The sequence below is a fragment of the Polaribacter sp. YIW18 genome, from assembly GCF_057219325.1.
The window spans coordinates 73,664-87,941 of sequence record NZ_JBXVVE010000002.1; the positions used below are offsets into that span (position 1 = coordinate 73,664).

The following is a 14,278-nucleotide window of genomic DNA, read 5'->3' on the forward strand; positions in this document are numbered from 1 at the left end:
TCTCAAAGAAAATGAGGCTTTACGCAACAGTTCCTTGACAGCTACTACCTGCACCAGCTGTACAACCATAGCAATGTTGGTTGATAATGATATTTCTATTTTGTAGCAATTCTTCGTTGTAATTGGCAATATGTTTTACTTTACTAGCTACTTTTAAATTTAGCATCTGATTAAAATCGCAATCATACAACCAACCATCCCAACTTACAGAAATGGTATTGGTACACATTACATTTTCTACAGCTGCAGGATTGTAAGCATCAACCAAAGCATACATGTAATCTTCGTAATTTTCTGATGCAATGAGATAATCTAAAAATCTACTGATTGGTAAATTGGTAATGGCAAATAAATTATGAAAATCGATATTAAAATCTTCTTTTAAGGCCTTTTTAAAATCACGTTCTAAGCCCATTTGATCTCCAGGTAAAAATGCTCCTGAAGGATTATAGACTAAATCTAATTTTAAACCAGAACCTTTTATTCCATACCCTACAGCATTCAATTCTCGTAAAGCTTTAATCGATTTATCGAAAACACCCTCACCACGCTGTTTGTCGGTTTTTCCTCGTGTCCAGTGTGGCATAGAAGAAACAACATGAATGTTGTGTTTTTTAAAGAATTGGGGTAAATCGTAATATTTTTTGTTAGCTCTAATAATGGTTAAATTAGAACGCACAATAAAATCTTTAATTCCTGCTTTTGATGCTTCTTCTACAAACCATTTGAAATTTGGGTTCATTTCTGGTGCACCACCAGTTAAATCTAAGGTATGAGCTTCTGTTTTTTTGATGACCTCCAAACATTGCTGCATGGTTTCTCTAGTCATGATTTCTTTACGATCTGGGCCTGCATCTACATGACAATGCTCACAAACCTGATTACACATATAGCCCAAATTTATTTGTAAAACCTCTAACTTTTTAGGACGGAGTGGAAATTGATTGGTTGTTGCAATTTTAGCTGCAAATGTGGGTAATTCTCCATCTGCAAAAATACCTTTTGACAGAATTTCTAGTTGACGAGAAGTATTTGCGATGTCGTTATTTCTTGCTTTTAATGATTTTTTCATTTAATTACGAATGTAGAATTATGAATTACGAAAAGAGTATTTTAACTCATAAATCGTACTTTAAAATTCATAATTAGTTATCCATCAAGTTTATTTACCTTATTCATCATTTGAACACCATGTACTAAAGTTGCACCGCTTTTTATAGCAGCACCAACATGAATGGCTTCCATCATTTGTTCTTTAGTAACGCCTCTTTGTAACGTGTCTTTTGTATAAGCATCAATACAATAAGGGCATTGTTCTGTATGGGCCACAGCTAAGGCAATTAGACTTTTTTCACGAGCGGTTAATGCGCCTTCTTCAAAGACTTTTCCATAATAATCAAAGAATTTGTTTCCAAGTTCTTCACTCCATTCAGTTATTTTACCGAACTTTCTTAAATCGGTTGCGTCATAATATGATTTTGACATAAATTGATTTTAATTTTAAAATTGAAAGATACAATTTGTTTTTAATAATTTTTGTTAAAAAGAGTCGTTTAGTTACCGTTTAAAGACCAGTCGTATTTTTTATAACTAATTTTTGCGTTAGACTTAATTTTTGTATTTGAATATATATTTAAGTAATCTATTATAGTACCGTTTTTGGTAAAATCACTTTTAAACCAATTAAATATTTCTGAAATTTGAACTTTCTTTTTATCTATTTTGTTTTTAGATGTGTCATTGATAAAAGCCTTCATCAATTTTGTTAATTTAGTTTCTACGTTATTTTCTGTAAAAGCGATATTTCCTAACTTAGGACAAGAAACGGAGGCGCAATTAAGGCCCACATGAATTTTTGGATCGAATAATTTTTCACGTAGAATTTCATGTTCAATGTAGTCTAAAGTATAAATTCTGCTACCTACTTTTGCATAAGGAATTTTCCAGGCTGTTTTGCCATCCTTTTTAATGTCTAAAATACTTTTTAGGGGATAGTTTTCTAAGATTAATTTTATCGTATAAGCGTTATAAGCATTAATCCAAAATGCTTTTTGTTTATTAGCTGACCAAGAAATTTTAGGTGTTGTTTTTTCTAAATAAGAGAAGTAAGTGTCTAATTTTGAATAATCTGATTTAAAAGATTTATAATCTACAATTCCGTCATCAGAAACATGAGCTTGTAGTAAGTTGTTAAAAATTGATGTTTGTGCATTGTTTTGTAGATATACAAAAAGTATCACAAAAACTAAACTTATTTTTTTCATATTTAATACTATTTCTGAGGGGTTAGACGCAATATTTTTTTTAATAATTACAAAAATTTCTCTAAATTTTACACACTCATTTCATTTACGTCTTGAACCTTTCCAATGAGAACTTTATCATCAATTTCTTCATTGATTGCTAAGTTGAATCTTTTTCGAAAAGCATAAACAACCAAATATAAAATTGGGGTGTCTAAAGCTGCAATTAGTATTTTAAAAATAACACCACTTAGTAAAAGGCCTAAAAAGTTTTTCCAATCGATAATTCCGAATAAACATAATAAGACTAAAACGGTTAGAGTGTCAATGATTTGAGAAGAAAAGGTTGAGAAATTATTTCGCAACCACAAGTGTTTTCCTTTCGTTAATTGTTTCCAAAAATGATAAATTCTAATATCTATAAATTGGGCAAACAAATACGCCATCATCGAAGCGAAAACTGCTAAAGGGGCTGCACCAAACACATTGACAAAAATACTGTCATTTACAGGAGACCAAGATGTAGCTGGTACTTCTTTAGAAACATAGATAATGATTAGCGAGAAAAAGGAAGCAAAAATTCCTGCAATAACCACCTCATTTGCTTTTCGTTTTCCATAAATTTCTGATAAAATATCGGTAATTAAAAACGTAATTGGATAAGGTAAAAGTCCTGCAGAAACTTCAAAAAGTTTTGTATCGAAAACTTGAATATCAAAAGGATACCAATAAAAGAATTTTTGGAATATTAAGTTAGAGGTTACTAAAGAGGCTATAAAAAGAGCAGCAAGAATTAGGTAAATTCTATTTGCAAGTAGTTTGTCTTTATATGTCATAAAACGAAGTTACGAATTTTGTTAGAAGTTAGAAGTTTGTTGGAAAAATATATAACGAAAAGCAGGAATCAGCTTCTAATAAAAATGATTATTTTTGTTGCTATTAAACAGTTTAACAACTTAACGATTACATATTATTATGAAAGCATATATTTTTCCAGGTCAAGGAGCGCAATTTACAGGAATGGGATTGGATTTATACGAAAAGTCACCATTAGCGAAAGAATACTTTGAAAAAGCAAATGATATTTTAGGGTTTAAAATCACAGACATTATGTTTGAAGGAACTGCAGAGCAGTTAAAAGAGACTAAGGTTACACAACCTGCTATCTTTTTGCATTCCGTGATTTTAGCAAAAGTATTAGGCAATGCTTTTCAGCCAGAAATGGTTGCAGGACATTCTTTAGGAGAATTATCTGCTTTAGTTGCAAATGGGGTATTAACTTTTGAAGACGGTTTACAATTGGTTTCTAAAAGAGCCTTAGCAATGCAGAAAGCCTGTGAAATGCAAGAATCTACTATGGCAGCAGTTTTAGGATTGGATGACAATGTTGTTGAAAAAACTTGTGCTGAAATTGATGGAGTAGTAGTGGCTGCAAATTACAATTGCCCAGGACAATTGGTAATTTCTGGAGAAATAAAAGCGGTAGAAAAAGCGTGTGAGGTATTGACAGAAAAAGGAGCTAGAAGAGCTTTGTTATTACCTGTTGGAGGTGCATTTCATTCTCCAATGATGGAGCCTGCAAGAGAAGAATTAGCAGCAGCTATAGAAGCAACCGAGTTTGGTGAACCAACTTGTGCTGTGTATCAAAATGTTGTCGCAAAAGCGGTTACAAATCCTAATGAGATTAAAGAAAATTTAATTGCGCAATTAACAGCTCCTGTAAAATGGACTCAATGTGTTCAAGCAATGATTGCTGATGGTGGAACTGAGTTTATAGAAGTTGGGCCAGGAAAAGTTTTACAAGGTTTAATGCGTAAAATTGATAGAAGTGTTGCTGCTAGTGGAGCAAGTTTTGAGTAAATTATATATTCAATTTTTTAAAAAAGCCTCAATTTTATTTTAAAATTGAGGCTTTTTTAAATTTATTTTGCTAAAACGCAATCTTCACAATCTTTTATTTTACCATAATAAGTTTCTCTGTATTTGTGTAATGTTTTTAGATTGATAAGGTTAAAAAGCGTCATTTTTATATAGGTTACTTTAGTATTTAAAGTACCCATTTTAATTGTGTGACGTTGTTCTAACCTGGTCTCTCTTTTAATTTTAATCAATTTCATTGAGTTCATTTATCATTAATAATACAAATAACAAAATTACTTGTAATGATAAGTAATGTCAATAAATAGGACGTAAAATATTGAAAATCAGATAAAAAATACAGATATGAAAAAAAGCACCGTTTATTTTTGTAAATATGTTAATAGATAGTTGGTTTTCTTAAAAATAAAAGCTACAAAAAAGTGAATTTTTAGCAAAAAACACTAAAAATTCATTAAAAATCACGAAAAATATCACTAAAAAACCTCCTTTTTGCTTAAAATTAAGTTTCTTTTATAATCGTCTAACCTACAAAATTAATGATGGTTTTTGTAATGAACTCCAATTGTTCATTCTCTAACTCTGTATGCATTGGTAAAGAAATTACCGTTTCTATTAATTGATTTGTAACTGGAAAATCACTTTCGTTATAACGTTTGTCTGTATACGCTTTTTGTGCGTGTAATGCTACAGGATAATAAATAGCGTTTGGAATGCCTTTGTCTAATAAATGTTTATGCAAAGCATCTCTTTTACCATTGGTAATTTGTAAGGTATATTGATGGAATACATGACAATCACAAACATCACAAATTTGATTACAATGGTTTGTTGCATTCGACTTTGCCGTTGGTGTTATGATATTTGAATTTTGTGCAAAAGCGTTATTATAAAAGCGAGCAGCATTTCTTCTAGCATTACAATACTCATTTAAGTTAGGTAACTTTGCTTTTAAAACTCCAGCTTGTATAGAGTCTAATCTAGAGTTTACGCCAACTACATCATGATAATATCTGGTGTACATTCCATGATTTACAATACCTCTAATAGTATGAGCTAGTTTATCATCATTGGTAAAAATGGCACCTCCATCACCGTAACAACCTAAGTTTTTAGACGGAAAAAACGAAGTTGTACCTACATTACCAATAGTACCTGCTTTTTGTTTTTTACCATTTTTAAAAGTATAATTGGCCCCAATTGCTTGAGCATTGTCTTCTATAACGTATAAATTATGTTCTTTGGCAATTTCCATAATGGCATCCATATTGGCAACTTGACCAAATAAATGTACAGGTACAATAGCTTTTGTTTTAGGTGTAATTGCTTTTTTTAATGCATCAATATCAATATTAAAAGTCTTAGCATCTACATCTACTAAAACGGGTGTTAATTTTAATAATGCAATTACTTCTACCGTAGCTGCAAATGTAAAATCTGCAGTAATTACTTCGTCACCTTGTTCTAAACCTAAACCCATCATTGCAATTTGTAATGCATCTGTACCATTTGCACAAGGTATTACATGTTTTACATCTAAATATTTTTCTAAATCTTTTTGAAATTCGTGTACTAAAGGTCCGTTTATGTATGCAGATGTACTTAAAACTTGTTCTATAGAATTGTTTACATCTTCTTTAATTTTTGCATATTGACCTTGTAGGTCTACCATTTGAATTTTTTTCATAAAGTAGTTGTTTTGTGAATACATCAAAAATACAATATAAATCTATTATCTTTGAAAATATCAAACACATTTCCATGAAAATAGTAAAAAAAATTCTGATAGCGCTTTTATTAATTTTAACTGTTTTATTTATAGCAGTTTGGTATCTTTCAAGCGCTTTACAACCAAATTATTCTGGTGAAATTGAATTGAAAAAGATTAAAAGTGAGGTTACTATTCGTTTTGATGATGTCGGTGTGCCACACATTAATGCTAAAACCCAAGAAGATGCATATGTGGCTTTAGGATATGTACACGCACAAGATAGGTTGTGGCAAATGGAATTAATTAGAAGAATTGCTCCTGGTAGATTGTCGGAAATATTTGGAAAAAAATTATTAAAAACAGATTTGTTTTTTAGTGGATTAGGAATTGAAGAGGCTGCCGCAAAAACGATAGAAAAACTTGATAAAAATACTGACGCGTACATTTTAACTCAGAAATATTTAGACGGAATTAACCAATATATAGAAGAAGGACAAATACCTTTAGAATTTAGTTTGGTGGATGTTGAAGTAGAAAAATATACCATTAAAGACGTATATAACGTATTTGGTTATATGGCATTTAGTTTTGCTGTTGCCCATAAAACAGATCCTTTATTAACAGATATTAAAGAGAATTTAGGAGAAGCTTACATTAATGAGTTGATGAATTCTTACAGTAAAAACTTAACCATTAATAAAAAAGAAGTAAATCCGTTAAAATCTAATTTATCTCAAGAAGTTAGTAATATTATGGATGCTTTACCTGTATCTACTTTTATAGGAAGTAACTCTTGGGTACTTGGTGTAGAAAAAACAAAAAACGGAAAAGTTATTTTTGCAAATGATCCTCATATTGGATATTCTCAACCTTCAGTTTGGTATCAAAATCACATAAAAACACCCGATTTTGAAATTTACGGATTCAATATTGCCTTAATGCCTTTTCCGCTTTTAGGGCATAACAAAGATTATGCTTATGGTTTAACAATGTTGGCTAATGACGATTTAAACTTTTATGTAGAAGAAAATAATCCGAATAATAATTTAGAATATAAAACAAAAAATGGGTTTTTAAAATACGATTTTATTGAGAAAACCATTAAAATCAAAGACGAACCAGATACTACTTTTGTTGTAAAGGTTAGCAAACATGGACCTATAATGAATGGTTTGGTAAATCATATTAATGATGATAGACCCATAGCCATGAATTGGATTTTTACCCAAATGGAAAATAAAACTTTAGATGTTGCTTTTGGGATGAGTCATGCAAAATCTTTTAATGAATTTAAAAATGCTGTAGAAAAAATACATGCACCTGGTTTAAATGTAATGTATGGAGATGCAAACAATAACATTGCTTGGTTTGCTTCTGCTAAATTGTATCAATTAAGAGAAGGTGTATCATCAAAACTGTTTTTAGATGGCGCTTCTGGTGAAGATGAAATCTTAGAAATTTTGCCTTTTGAAGAAAATCCGAAAACCATTAACCCAAGCTCTAATTATGTGTATTCCGCGAATCATCAACCAGATTCTGTAAGAGGAAAATTATACCCTGGATACTATCAACCAGAAGATAGGTCTAAAAGAATTGTAGAGCTATTAGAAGCTAAAAATGATTTTACAAAAGAGGATGTTGTTAAAATGACTTATGATGTAACCTCTTCGGTAGTGCCAGAAATTGCAAACAAATTGCTAAAAAGTGTTGATTACCCTGGGCTAAACCCATTAGAGAAAAAAGCTTTTGAAATTTTAAAAAATTGGAAAGGCGTTTATTTAAAAGATGCTATTGGACCAACAATTTATAATCGCTTTTTATATGAGTTTTTAGTGGCTACTTATAAAGATGAAATAGGAAAAAGTTTTAATTTGTTTATCAACTCTCAGTTACAAGATCAGGTTTTAACAACTCAAATTACTAGAGATAATTCTGTTTGGTGGGATGATATTACTACTAAAAATAAGGTGGAGTCAAAAGAAGAAATTATAAACAAATCTTTTAAAAAAGCGTTTCTTTTTTTAGAAAATCAACTAGGAACAAATGTAGAACTTTGGACTTGGGATAAGGTAATTTCTGTAGAGCACGAACACGCTATAGGTAAAGCTGGTGGTATTTTACGTAAAATATTTAATGTAGGGCCATTTAAAACTATTGGTGGTAATGAGGTGATTAACAATCAGATATTTAAACTAGATAGTACAGGGGTTTACAAAGTTACAGCAGGTCCTTCTACAAGAAGAATTATAGATTTTTCTGATGTAGAAAATAGTTTGTCAATTTTACCAACAGGACAGTCTGGTCGATTATTTAGTAGGTATTATAAAGATCAAAAACAAAAATATTTAGAAGGCAAGTTTGAAAAAATGCAAATGAATCAAAAAGAAATTGAGAAAAACATGCGAGTTTTAGTTTTAAAGCCTAAAATTTAATTTTTCTCACAAGCACTCCAAACAACATCTATGGGTGTAGGTGCAGTAATTTTAATGTATTCTTTAGAAACAGGATGTACAAATTCAATTTTTCTGGCATGTAAAGAAATACTACCATCTTTATTAGATCTTGCAAAACCATATTTTAAATCGCCTTTTATTGGGCAACCAATGTTTGCTAATTGTGTTCTAATTTGATGATGTCTGCCAGTTTCTAAATCTATTTCTAAAAGTGTATAAGTATCTAGATTTTTTAAAACTGAATAGTGTAAAATAGCTTTTTTACTACCATCAATTTCTTTTTTGTAAACAAAAGATTTATTTTTTTTGGAGTCTTTTTTAAGAAAGTTTGTTAACGTATCTTTTGTCTTTTTTGGCTTATTTTTAACCAGTGCCCAATAGGTTTTTTGGATGCTTTTTTCTCGCAACATTTTATTCAATCTCTCTAAAGCCTTAGAGGTTCTAGCAAAAATTACAACACCAGAAGTAGGTCTGTCCAATCTATGTACAGTGCCAATAAAAACATTACCAGGTTTGTTGTATTTGTCTTTAATGTATTCTTTTACAACGTCATTTAAAGGTTTGTCTCCAGTTTTATCACCTTGTGTAATATCACCAGCTCTTTTATTTACAATTAATATATGATTGTCTTCAAATAAAACCTGTAAGTTGTTTTTTGTAGTGTGCATTTTTAAGTGTTACCTTAAGTGGGTAAAAGGTTTTTATTTAAAATCTTTGGCAACGTCTTGGTTAACGCCATCAATAAAGTCTAAAAACTCTTTTCTACCAAACCCAGTAGAAGATGACGTTATAAATGATGTTGGTAAAGCTTCCCAATAATTCAGTAATTTCTTTTTGTAAGACGTAATTTGTTTGTTCAATTTAGAGCTACTTAATTTGTCTGCTTTTGTAAAAACAATGCAAAAAGGAATTTGGTTTTCACCCAAAAACTGCATAAAATCTAAGTCTATTTTTTGTGGGTCGTGTCTGGAATCTATCAATACAAAGGTGCAAACTAATTGTTCTCTTTCTTTAAAATAATTTTCTATAAAGTATTGAAAAATAACTCTTTTCTTTTTAGAAACTTGGGCATAACCATAACCAGGTAAATCTACTAAAAACCAAGAATCGTTTATTTTAAAGTGGTTGATTAACTGTGTTTTACCAGGTTTTCCAGAAATTTTAGCCAAATCTTTACGCTCCATCAGCATATTAATTAATGATGATTTGCCAACATTAGAACGTCCTATAAAAGCGTATTCTGGTATTCTGTCTTTAGGAGCATTTATAACATTGCTGTTGCTTATTACAAATTCTGCAGACTTTATTTTCATGCCCTAAATATTTCTGTCTGTAAACCACTTATGTAGAATTGTGTTAAATTCTTCTGGTTTTTCCATCATTGCTGCGTGCCCACATTTGTCAATCCAAAACAAATCAGAATTAGGTAAAAGCTTATGAAAATCATCTGCAACTTCAGGTGGTGTAACATTGTCTTGTTTTCCCCAAATAATACAGGTTGGTATTTTCATTTCGGGTAAATCTTTAGCCATATTGTGTCTAATAGCACTTTTGGCTATTGCCAGAGTTCGTATAACAGAATTTCTATCGTTTACAATTTTAAAAACTTCATCTACCATTTCTTTGGTTCCAATTTCAGGATCGTAAAAAACGCTTTTAGTTTTTTGTTCTATATACTCATAATTTCCTCTTTTTGGAAAACTATCTCCCATTGCTTTTTCATACAAACCAGAGCTGCCTGTTAAAACAAGTGCTTTTACTTTTTGTTGATAATGTTTTGTAAAATATAAAGCAATATGACCGCCTAAAGAATTCCCAAGCAAAATAGCAGAATCAATGTTTTTATGTTCCATAAATTCTTTTAAAAATATCGCTAAATTTTTAACATTGGTTTTTAATAGCGGTAAAGAGTATAATGGTAATTCAGGTATTAAAACTTTATATCCATTTTCAGAAAAATGAAAAAAAGTTTCTTTAAAATTACTTAAAGTGCCCATTAAACCATGTAAAACAATAATTGCAGGCCCTTCTCCTTCTTCTACATATGTAAATTTCCCTTCAGATTTTAACTTATCAGTCATTATTCAATTCGTTTTACTTATTCGCAAATGTAGTTCTTTTTTATAAAATATATAACCTTTTTATAAATGTCTCGAATTCAATATTTAAGCGATTTTTTAATGTTGTTTAGATAAAATAATAAATATTTATTAACAATGTGGTAAAAAGTGGTAAAAAGTGGTAAATTTTATATATTTTTGAAATCAACAATATTTCATTAGTAAGAGGGTGATAAATTTAATTGGTACATACGAATGTAAAGCAGATGCAAAGGGCAGAGTTATGTTTTCTACTGCTTTAAAAAAGCAGTTGCAGCCAGTTGTTTCTCAAGGATTTGTGATAAAGAGAGCTGTTTTTCAGCCTTGTTTAGAGTTGTATACAATGCAGGAATGGACTTTGATGATGCAGAAAATAAACAAGCTAAATAGGTTTGTTAAAAAGAATAATGATTTTATTAGAAGGTTTACTGCAGGTGTAAAAACAGTAGATTTTGATACTGCTGGAAGGATTTTGATACCAAAAGATTTATGCGAATTTGCCTCGATTAAAAAGCAAGTGGTGTTGTCTTCTGCTGTAAATATCATAGAAATTTGGGATAAAGATAATTACGAGAAAGCTATAGATGATGCTGCTGTAGATTTTGCAGAATTGGCAGAAGATGTAATGGGTAATACAGATGCAGATGAGTTATCATAATCCAGTTTTATTAGAGGAAAGTGTAAATGCTTTAGCAATAAAAGCTGAAGGTGTTTATATAGATGTAACGTTTGGTGGTGGAGGGCACTCTAAAGAAATCTTAAAAAAGTTAGGTAAAAACGGTAAGTTGTTTGCTTTTGATCAAGATCCTGATGCTTTGGCAAATGTAATAGATGATGAGCGTTTTCAATTAATACCAGAAAACTTTAGATATATTTCTAGGTTTTTAAGGTTTTATGGAGTTAGAAAAGTTGATGGAATTTTAGCAGATTTAGGGGTCTCATCACATCAGTTTAACGAGGCAGAAAGAGGTTTTTCAATTCGTTTTGATGGAGATTTGGATATGAGAATGAATCAAAAATCTAAAATCTCTGCCAAAGAAATTGTAAACAATTATTCAGAAGAAAAGTTAGCAGAAATATTGTTTCTGTATGGAGAGTTGAGAAACTCTAGAAATATTGCGAAAACAATTGTTGAGAAAAGAGAAGAAAATAAAATTGAAACTAGTTTTCAGTTAAAAAATGCCCTGCAGAAATATTTACCAAAAGCTAAAGAGCATAAAATTTTAGCACAAATATTTCAAGCATTTAGAATAGAAGTAAATGAAGAGTTAGAAGTTTTAAAAGAATTTTTACAACAAACACCAACTTTATTAAAAGAAGAGGGTAGGTTAAGTGTAATTTCATATCACTCTTTAGAAGATAGATTGGTAAAAAGATTTATAAGAACAGGATTGTTTAGTGGTGAGCCCGAAAAAGATTTTTTTGGAAACTCGAGCGAGCCCTTACAGAAAGTTGGAAAGTTAATAGTGCCTACCTCGCAAGAAATTAACGAAAACAACAGAGCTCGCAGTGCTAAACTACGAATTGCAACCTTAAAAAAATAAAATGTCTAAAGTTAAAAAAGGTATTTATAGCTTTTTAAGAGGTAGTTTTTTAACAGACGAATCTGCCTTAAAAAACTGGAAAGTAATTTTTTTTATTGTTTTTCTCTTGTTAATAATGATTACAAGTGCTCATAATGCAGATAAAAAAGTAATAAAAATTACAGAATTAAATAAATTGAAAAGAGAGTTAAGGGCAGAATCTTTAGATACAGAAACAATTCTTACAAGAATGGAAATGGAATCTAGTATTAGGAGAAATGCAAAAGAAAGAGGTTTGTTCCCTTCAGAAACTCCTCCGAAAAAAATAAAAGTAACTATTAAAAAATAATTTAAATTGGCAACTCATAAAAAAGGCATTCTTACTAAATTCTACTGGGTAGTTGCTTTTATGGCCCTCTTTTTATTTGCAATTGTGTTTAGGGTAGTAAACCTGCAACATGTTCATGGAGATACTTACAGAAAGCTAGCAACAGAACTTACAATTAGGCAAGATACTATTTATGCAAACAAAGGTAATGTTTATGCTGCCGATGGTAATTTGTTAGCAACTTCTATGTCTAAATTTACAATCTACATGGATTTGGTAACCGTAGATGATAAAGTTTTTGAAGAAAACATTGTTGGGCTGGCTACAAAATTATCAGAATTATTAGGTAACTCAGTTAGCTATCATCAAAACAGATTAAGAAGTGCTAAGAATAAAAAAAGAAGGTATTTTTTAATTGCAAGAAATATAGGTTATACAGATTATTTAAAGATGAAGAAATTTCCAATATTTAATTTGGGAGTTTATAAAGGTGGTTTTATAGCAAAACACAGAACAGAGCGTGCACATCCAATTGGCAAAATTGCAGAAAGAACAATTGGTTATGACGATTTTAGAGGTGAAGCTGGTATAGAAGGGGCTTTTGCAGATTATATGCAAGGCGAAAATGGTTTGAGATGGGAACAAAAAATTGCGAAAAATAAATGGAAACCGATAACAGATTATAACGAAAAAGAACCTGTTGATGGGCATGATGTAATAACAACAATAGATGTTAATATACAGGATATTACACACCATGCATTGTTAGCAAGGTTAGAGTATTTTGAGGCAGATCATGGTTGTGCTGTAGTTATGGAAACTGCTACAGGAGAAATTAAAGCCATTTCTAATTTGGGCAGAACTTCTAAAGGCAAATACTACGAAAAAAGAAACTATGCGGTTTGGGAAAGTCATGAACCAGGTTCAACTTTTAAACTAGCAAGTTTAATGGCAGCTTTAGATGATAAAGTAATAGATACATCTACGGTTGTAGATACAGAAAAAGGTAGAATTTATATACATGGTTCTAAAGTAGAAGATTCTCATAGAGGTGGGTATGGTAAAATTTCTGCAGCTAGAGTTTTTGAGGTTTCTTCTAATGTGGGTATTGTTAAGTTGATTCGAAAACATTATGATCATCAACCAGAAAAATTTATACAAAAATTAGATAACTATGGTTTTACAAAACCTGTAGGCTTTCAAATTAAAGGCGAAGGTAGGCCTGTGGTACCAAAACCGTCAGACAAAAGATGGAATAAAATTTCTTTAGAATGGATGTCTTGGGGTTATGGTATTTCTGTAACACCAATGCAAACACTAATGTTTTACAACGCAGTTGCAAATCATGGGGTTATGGTAAAACCACGTTTTATAAAAGAAGTAAAAAGACAGGATAAAGTAGCAAAAGTTTTTGATGTGGAAGTGATAAATCCAAAAATAGCTTCTCAAGAAACTTTAAATAAAATTAAAAAAATAATGGAAAATGTGGTTGTAAAAGGAACTGCAAATAATATTTATTCGCCTAATTTTTCTATGGCAGGTAAAACCGGTACAGCAAAAAAATACTTACCAAAACATGTTGATGAAGACGGTAAAACCATTGCAGCTGGGTATTCTAATAAACATTATGTAGCTTCTTTTGCTGGGTTTTTTCCTGTAGAAAATCCTAAATACTCTTGTATTGTGGTAATTCATGATCCTAAAAAAGAAAAAGGATATTATGGAGCAACAGTTGCGGGACCTGTTTTTAAAGAAATTGCTCAAAAAATATATACAACAACGCCTACAGATAAGCAATCTGTAGATGATGCTGTTCAATTTGAAGAAATAGATAAGGCTTATCAGAATTACAATTCTTTATTAAGTAAAAACTATACAAAAGTACCAAATGTAAAAGGTATGTCTGCTATGGATGCCTTGTCTCTATTAGAAAACTTAGGTTTAAAAGTAAAGGTTGATGGAGTGGGTAAAGTGCAATCTCAATCACTTAAAAATGGAGCAAAATTAGAAAAAGGAAAAACAATTACATTAAAACTGTCTTAA

At 30.6% G+C, this 14,278-nt stretch carries 15 protein-coding genes; 6 read left to right on the forward strand and 9 right to left on the reverse strand.

Features of this window, described 5'->3' with window-relative positions; translation table 11 throughout:
- Nucleotides 1-19: 19 nt before the first annotated feature.
- The 4 genes from arsS to AC2D6T_RS02510 all read right to left on the reverse strand — a co-directional run bounded on the left by arsS (nucleotide 20) and on the right by AC2D6T_RS02510 (nucleotide 3,079).
- Nucleotides 20-1,072, reverse strand: coding sequence for an arsenosugar biosynthesis radical SAM (seleno)protein ArsS (gene arsS, locus AC2D6T_RS02495; protein ID WP_484680347.1), 1,053 nt, complete (start codon nucleotides 1,070-1,072; stop codon nucleotides 20-22).
- Between the two features lie 77 nt (nucleotides 1,073-1,149).
- On the reverse strand, nucleotides 1,150-1,485 hold the full coding sequence (locus tag AC2D6T_RS02500; RefSeq protein ID WP_438989176.1) for an arsenosugar biosynthesis-associated peroxidase-like protein: 336 nt from the start codon (nucleotides 1,483-1,485) through the stop codon (nucleotides 1,150-1,152).
- Between the two features lie 68 nt (nucleotides 1,486-1,553).
- The gene (locus tag AC2D6T_RS02505) at nucleotides 1,554-2,264 is read right to left on the reverse strand and encodes a DUF547 domain-containing protein (protein ID WP_438989177.1); all 711 of its coding nucleotides are present in this window, start codon (nucleotides 2,262-2,264) and stop codon (nucleotides 1,554-1,556) included.
- Between the two features lie 68 nt (nucleotides 2,265-2,332).
- Nucleotides 2,333-3,079, reverse strand: a complete 747-nt coding sequence (locus AC2D6T_RS02510) for a queuosine precursor transporter (protein ID WP_438989178.1) — start codon at nucleotides 3,077-3,079, stop codon at nucleotides 2,333-2,335.
- A gap of 139 nt (nucleotides 3,080-3,218) precedes the next feature.
- Between AC2D6T_RS02510 and fabD the strand changes: the two genes are divergently transcribed.
- Nucleotides 3,219-4,103 carry an ACP S-malonyltransferase gene (gene fabD, locus AC2D6T_RS02515; protein WP_484680348.1) on the forward strand — a complete coding sequence of 295 codons (885 nt, stop codon included), beginning with the start codon at nucleotides 3,219-3,221 and terminating at the stop codon, nucleotides 4,101-4,103.
- 62 nt (nucleotides 4,104-4,165) lie between these two features.
- On the opposite strand, the gene AC2D6T_RS02520 is transcribed toward fabD, so the two are convergent.
- Both AC2D6T_RS02520 and AC2D6T_RS02525 read right to left on the reverse strand, forming a co-directional pair.
- On the reverse strand, nucleotides 4,166-4,360 hold the full coding sequence (locus tag AC2D6T_RS02520) for a hypothetical protein (protein ID WP_438989180.1): 195 nt from the start codon (nucleotides 4,358-4,360) through the stop codon (nucleotides 4,166-4,168).
- Between the two features lie 284 nt (nucleotides 4,361-4,644).
- Nucleotides 4,645-5,808, reverse strand: coding sequence for a DegT/DnrJ/EryC1/StrS family aminotransferase (locus AC2D6T_RS02525; protein WP_484680349.1), 1,164 nt, complete (start codon nucleotides 5,806-5,808; stop codon nucleotides 4,645-4,647).
- 74 nt (nucleotides 5,809-5,882) lie between these two features.
- Here AC2D6T_RS02525 and AC2D6T_RS02530 point away from each other — a divergent pair, with 74 nt between their 5' ends.
- Nucleotides 5,883-8,264, forward strand: a complete 2,382-nt coding sequence (locus AC2D6T_RS02530) for a penicillin acylase family protein (RefSeq protein WP_484680350.1) — start codon at nucleotides 5,883-5,885, stop codon at nucleotides 8,262-8,264.
- Here AC2D6T_RS02530 and AC2D6T_RS02535 read toward each other — a convergent pair.
- From AC2D6T_RS02535 to AC2D6T_RS02545, 3 genes are read right to left on the reverse strand one after another with little or no spacing between them, the layout of a single operon-like run.
- Nucleotides 8,261-8,953, reverse strand: coding sequence for an RluA family pseudouridine synthase (locus AC2D6T_RS02535; RefSeq protein WP_484680351.1), 693 nt, complete (start codon nucleotides 8,951-8,953; stop codon nucleotides 8,261-8,263). The two genes, AC2D6T_RS02530 and AC2D6T_RS02535, sit on opposite strands and share 4 nt — an antisense overlap.
- Before the next feature lie 33 nt (nucleotides 8,954-8,986).
- A complete protein-coding gene (gene yihA / locus AC2D6T_RS02540) occupies nucleotides 8,987-9,598 on the reverse strand; it encodes a ribosome biogenesis GTP-binding protein YihA/YsxC (RefSeq protein WP_484680352.1) in 612 nt (203 codons plus the stop codon).
- Nucleotides 9,599-9,601: 3 nt separating this feature from the next.
- Nucleotides 9,602-10,366 (reverse strand): alpha/beta fold hydrolase, encoded by a 765-nt coding sequence (locus tag AC2D6T_RS02545; RefSeq protein ID WP_298947988.1) that lies wholly within the window; start codon nucleotides 10,364-10,366, stop codon nucleotides 9,602-9,604.
- Nucleotides 10,367-10,574: 208 nt separating this feature from the next.
- On the opposite strand from AC2D6T_RS02545, the gene AC2D6T_RS02550 reads away from it, so the two are divergent.
- From AC2D6T_RS02550 to AC2D6T_RS02565, 4 genes are read left to right on the forward strand one after another with little or no spacing between them, the layout of a single operon-like run.
- Nucleotides 10,575-11,042, forward strand: a complete 468-nt coding sequence (locus tag AC2D6T_RS02550) for a division/cell wall cluster transcriptional repressor MraZ (RefSeq protein WP_438989185.1) — start codon at nucleotides 10,575-10,577, stop codon at nucleotides 11,040-11,042.
- On the forward strand, nucleotides 11,029-11,928 hold the full coding sequence (gene rsmH, locus AC2D6T_RS02555) for a 16S rRNA (cytosine(1402)-N(4))-methyltransferase RsmH (protein ID WP_438989186.1): 900 nt from the start codon (nucleotides 11,029-11,031) through the stop codon (nucleotides 11,926-11,928). The genes AC2D6T_RS02550 and rsmH overlap by 14 nt, the downstream gene beginning before the upstream one ends.
- Nucleotide 11,929: 1 nt before the next feature.
- Nucleotides 11,930-12,256: an FtsL-like putative cell division protein gene (locus AC2D6T_RS02560; protein ID WP_484680353.1), complete on the forward strand. Its 327-nt coding sequence runs from the start codon at nucleotides 11,930-11,932 to the stop codon at nucleotides 12,254-12,256.
- A 60-nt stretch (nucleotides 12,257-12,316) separates the two neighbouring features.
- Nucleotides 12,317-14,278: a penicillin-binding protein gene (locus AC2D6T_RS02565; protein WP_484680516.1), complete on the forward strand. Its 1,962-nt coding sequence runs from the start codon at nucleotides 12,317-12,319 to the stop codon at nucleotides 14,276-14,278.

What these genes read in the sequence shown, in the direction of transcription:
- AC2D6T_RS02545 (WP_298947988.1), bottom strand. Translation starts at nt 10,366, where the DNA reads ATGACTGATAAGTTAAAATCTGAAGGGAAATTTACATATGTAGAAGAA.
- AC2D6T_RS02535 (WP_484680351.1), bottom strand. Translation starts at nt 8,953, where the DNA reads ATGCACACTACAAAAAACAACTTACAGGTTTTATTTGAAGACAATCAT.
- yihA (WP_484680352.1), bottom strand. Translation starts at nt 9,598, where the DNA reads ATGAAAATAAAGTCTGCAGAATTTGTAATAAGCAACAGCAATGTTATA.
- AC2D6T_RS02510 (WP_438989178.1), bottom strand. Translation starts at nt 3,079, where the DNA reads ATGACATATAAAGACAAACTACTTGCAAATAGAATTTACCTAATTCTT.
- AC2D6T_RS02520 (WP_438989180.1), bottom strand. Translation starts at nt 4,360, where the DNA reads ATGAAATTGATTAAAATTAAAAGAGAGACCAGGTTAGAACAACGTCAC.
- arsS (WP_484680347.1), bottom strand. Translation starts at nt 1,072, where the DNA reads ATGAAAAAATCATTAAAAGCAAGAAATAACGACATCGCAAATACTTCT.
- AC2D6T_RS02560 (WP_484680353.1), top strand. Translation starts at nt 11,930, where the DNA reads ATGTCTAAAGTTAAAAAAGGTATTTATAGCTTTTTAAGAGGTAGTTTT.
- AC2D6T_RS02565 (WP_484680516.1), top strand. Translation starts at nt 12,317, where the DNA reads ATGGCCCTCTTTTTATTTGCAATTGTGTTTAGGGTAGTAAACCTGCAA.
- AC2D6T_RS02530 (WP_484680350.1), top strand. Translation starts at nt 5,883, where the DNA reads ATGAAAATAGTAAAAAAAATTCTGATAGCGCTTTTATTAATTTTAACT.
- AC2D6T_RS02500 (WP_438989176.1), bottom strand. Translation starts at nt 1,485, where the DNA reads ATGTCAAAATCATATTATGACGCAACCGATTTAAGAAAGTTCGGTAAA.
- rsmH (WP_438989186.1), top strand. Translation starts at nt 11,029, where the DNA reads ATGAGTTATCATAATCCAGTTTTATTAGAGGAAAGTGTAAATGCTTTA.
- AC2D6T_RS02525 (WP_484680349.1), bottom strand. Translation starts at nt 5,808, where the DNA reads ATGAAAAAAATTCAAATGGTAGACCTACAAGGTCAATATGCAAAAATT.
- fabD (WP_484680348.1), top strand. Translation starts at nt 3,219, where the DNA reads ATGAAAGCATATATTTTTCCAGGTCAAGGAGCGCAATTTACAGGAATG.
- AC2D6T_RS02505 (WP_438989177.1), bottom strand. Translation starts at nt 2,264, where the DNA reads ATGAAAAAAATAAGTTTAGTTTTTGTGATACTTTTTGTATATCTACAA.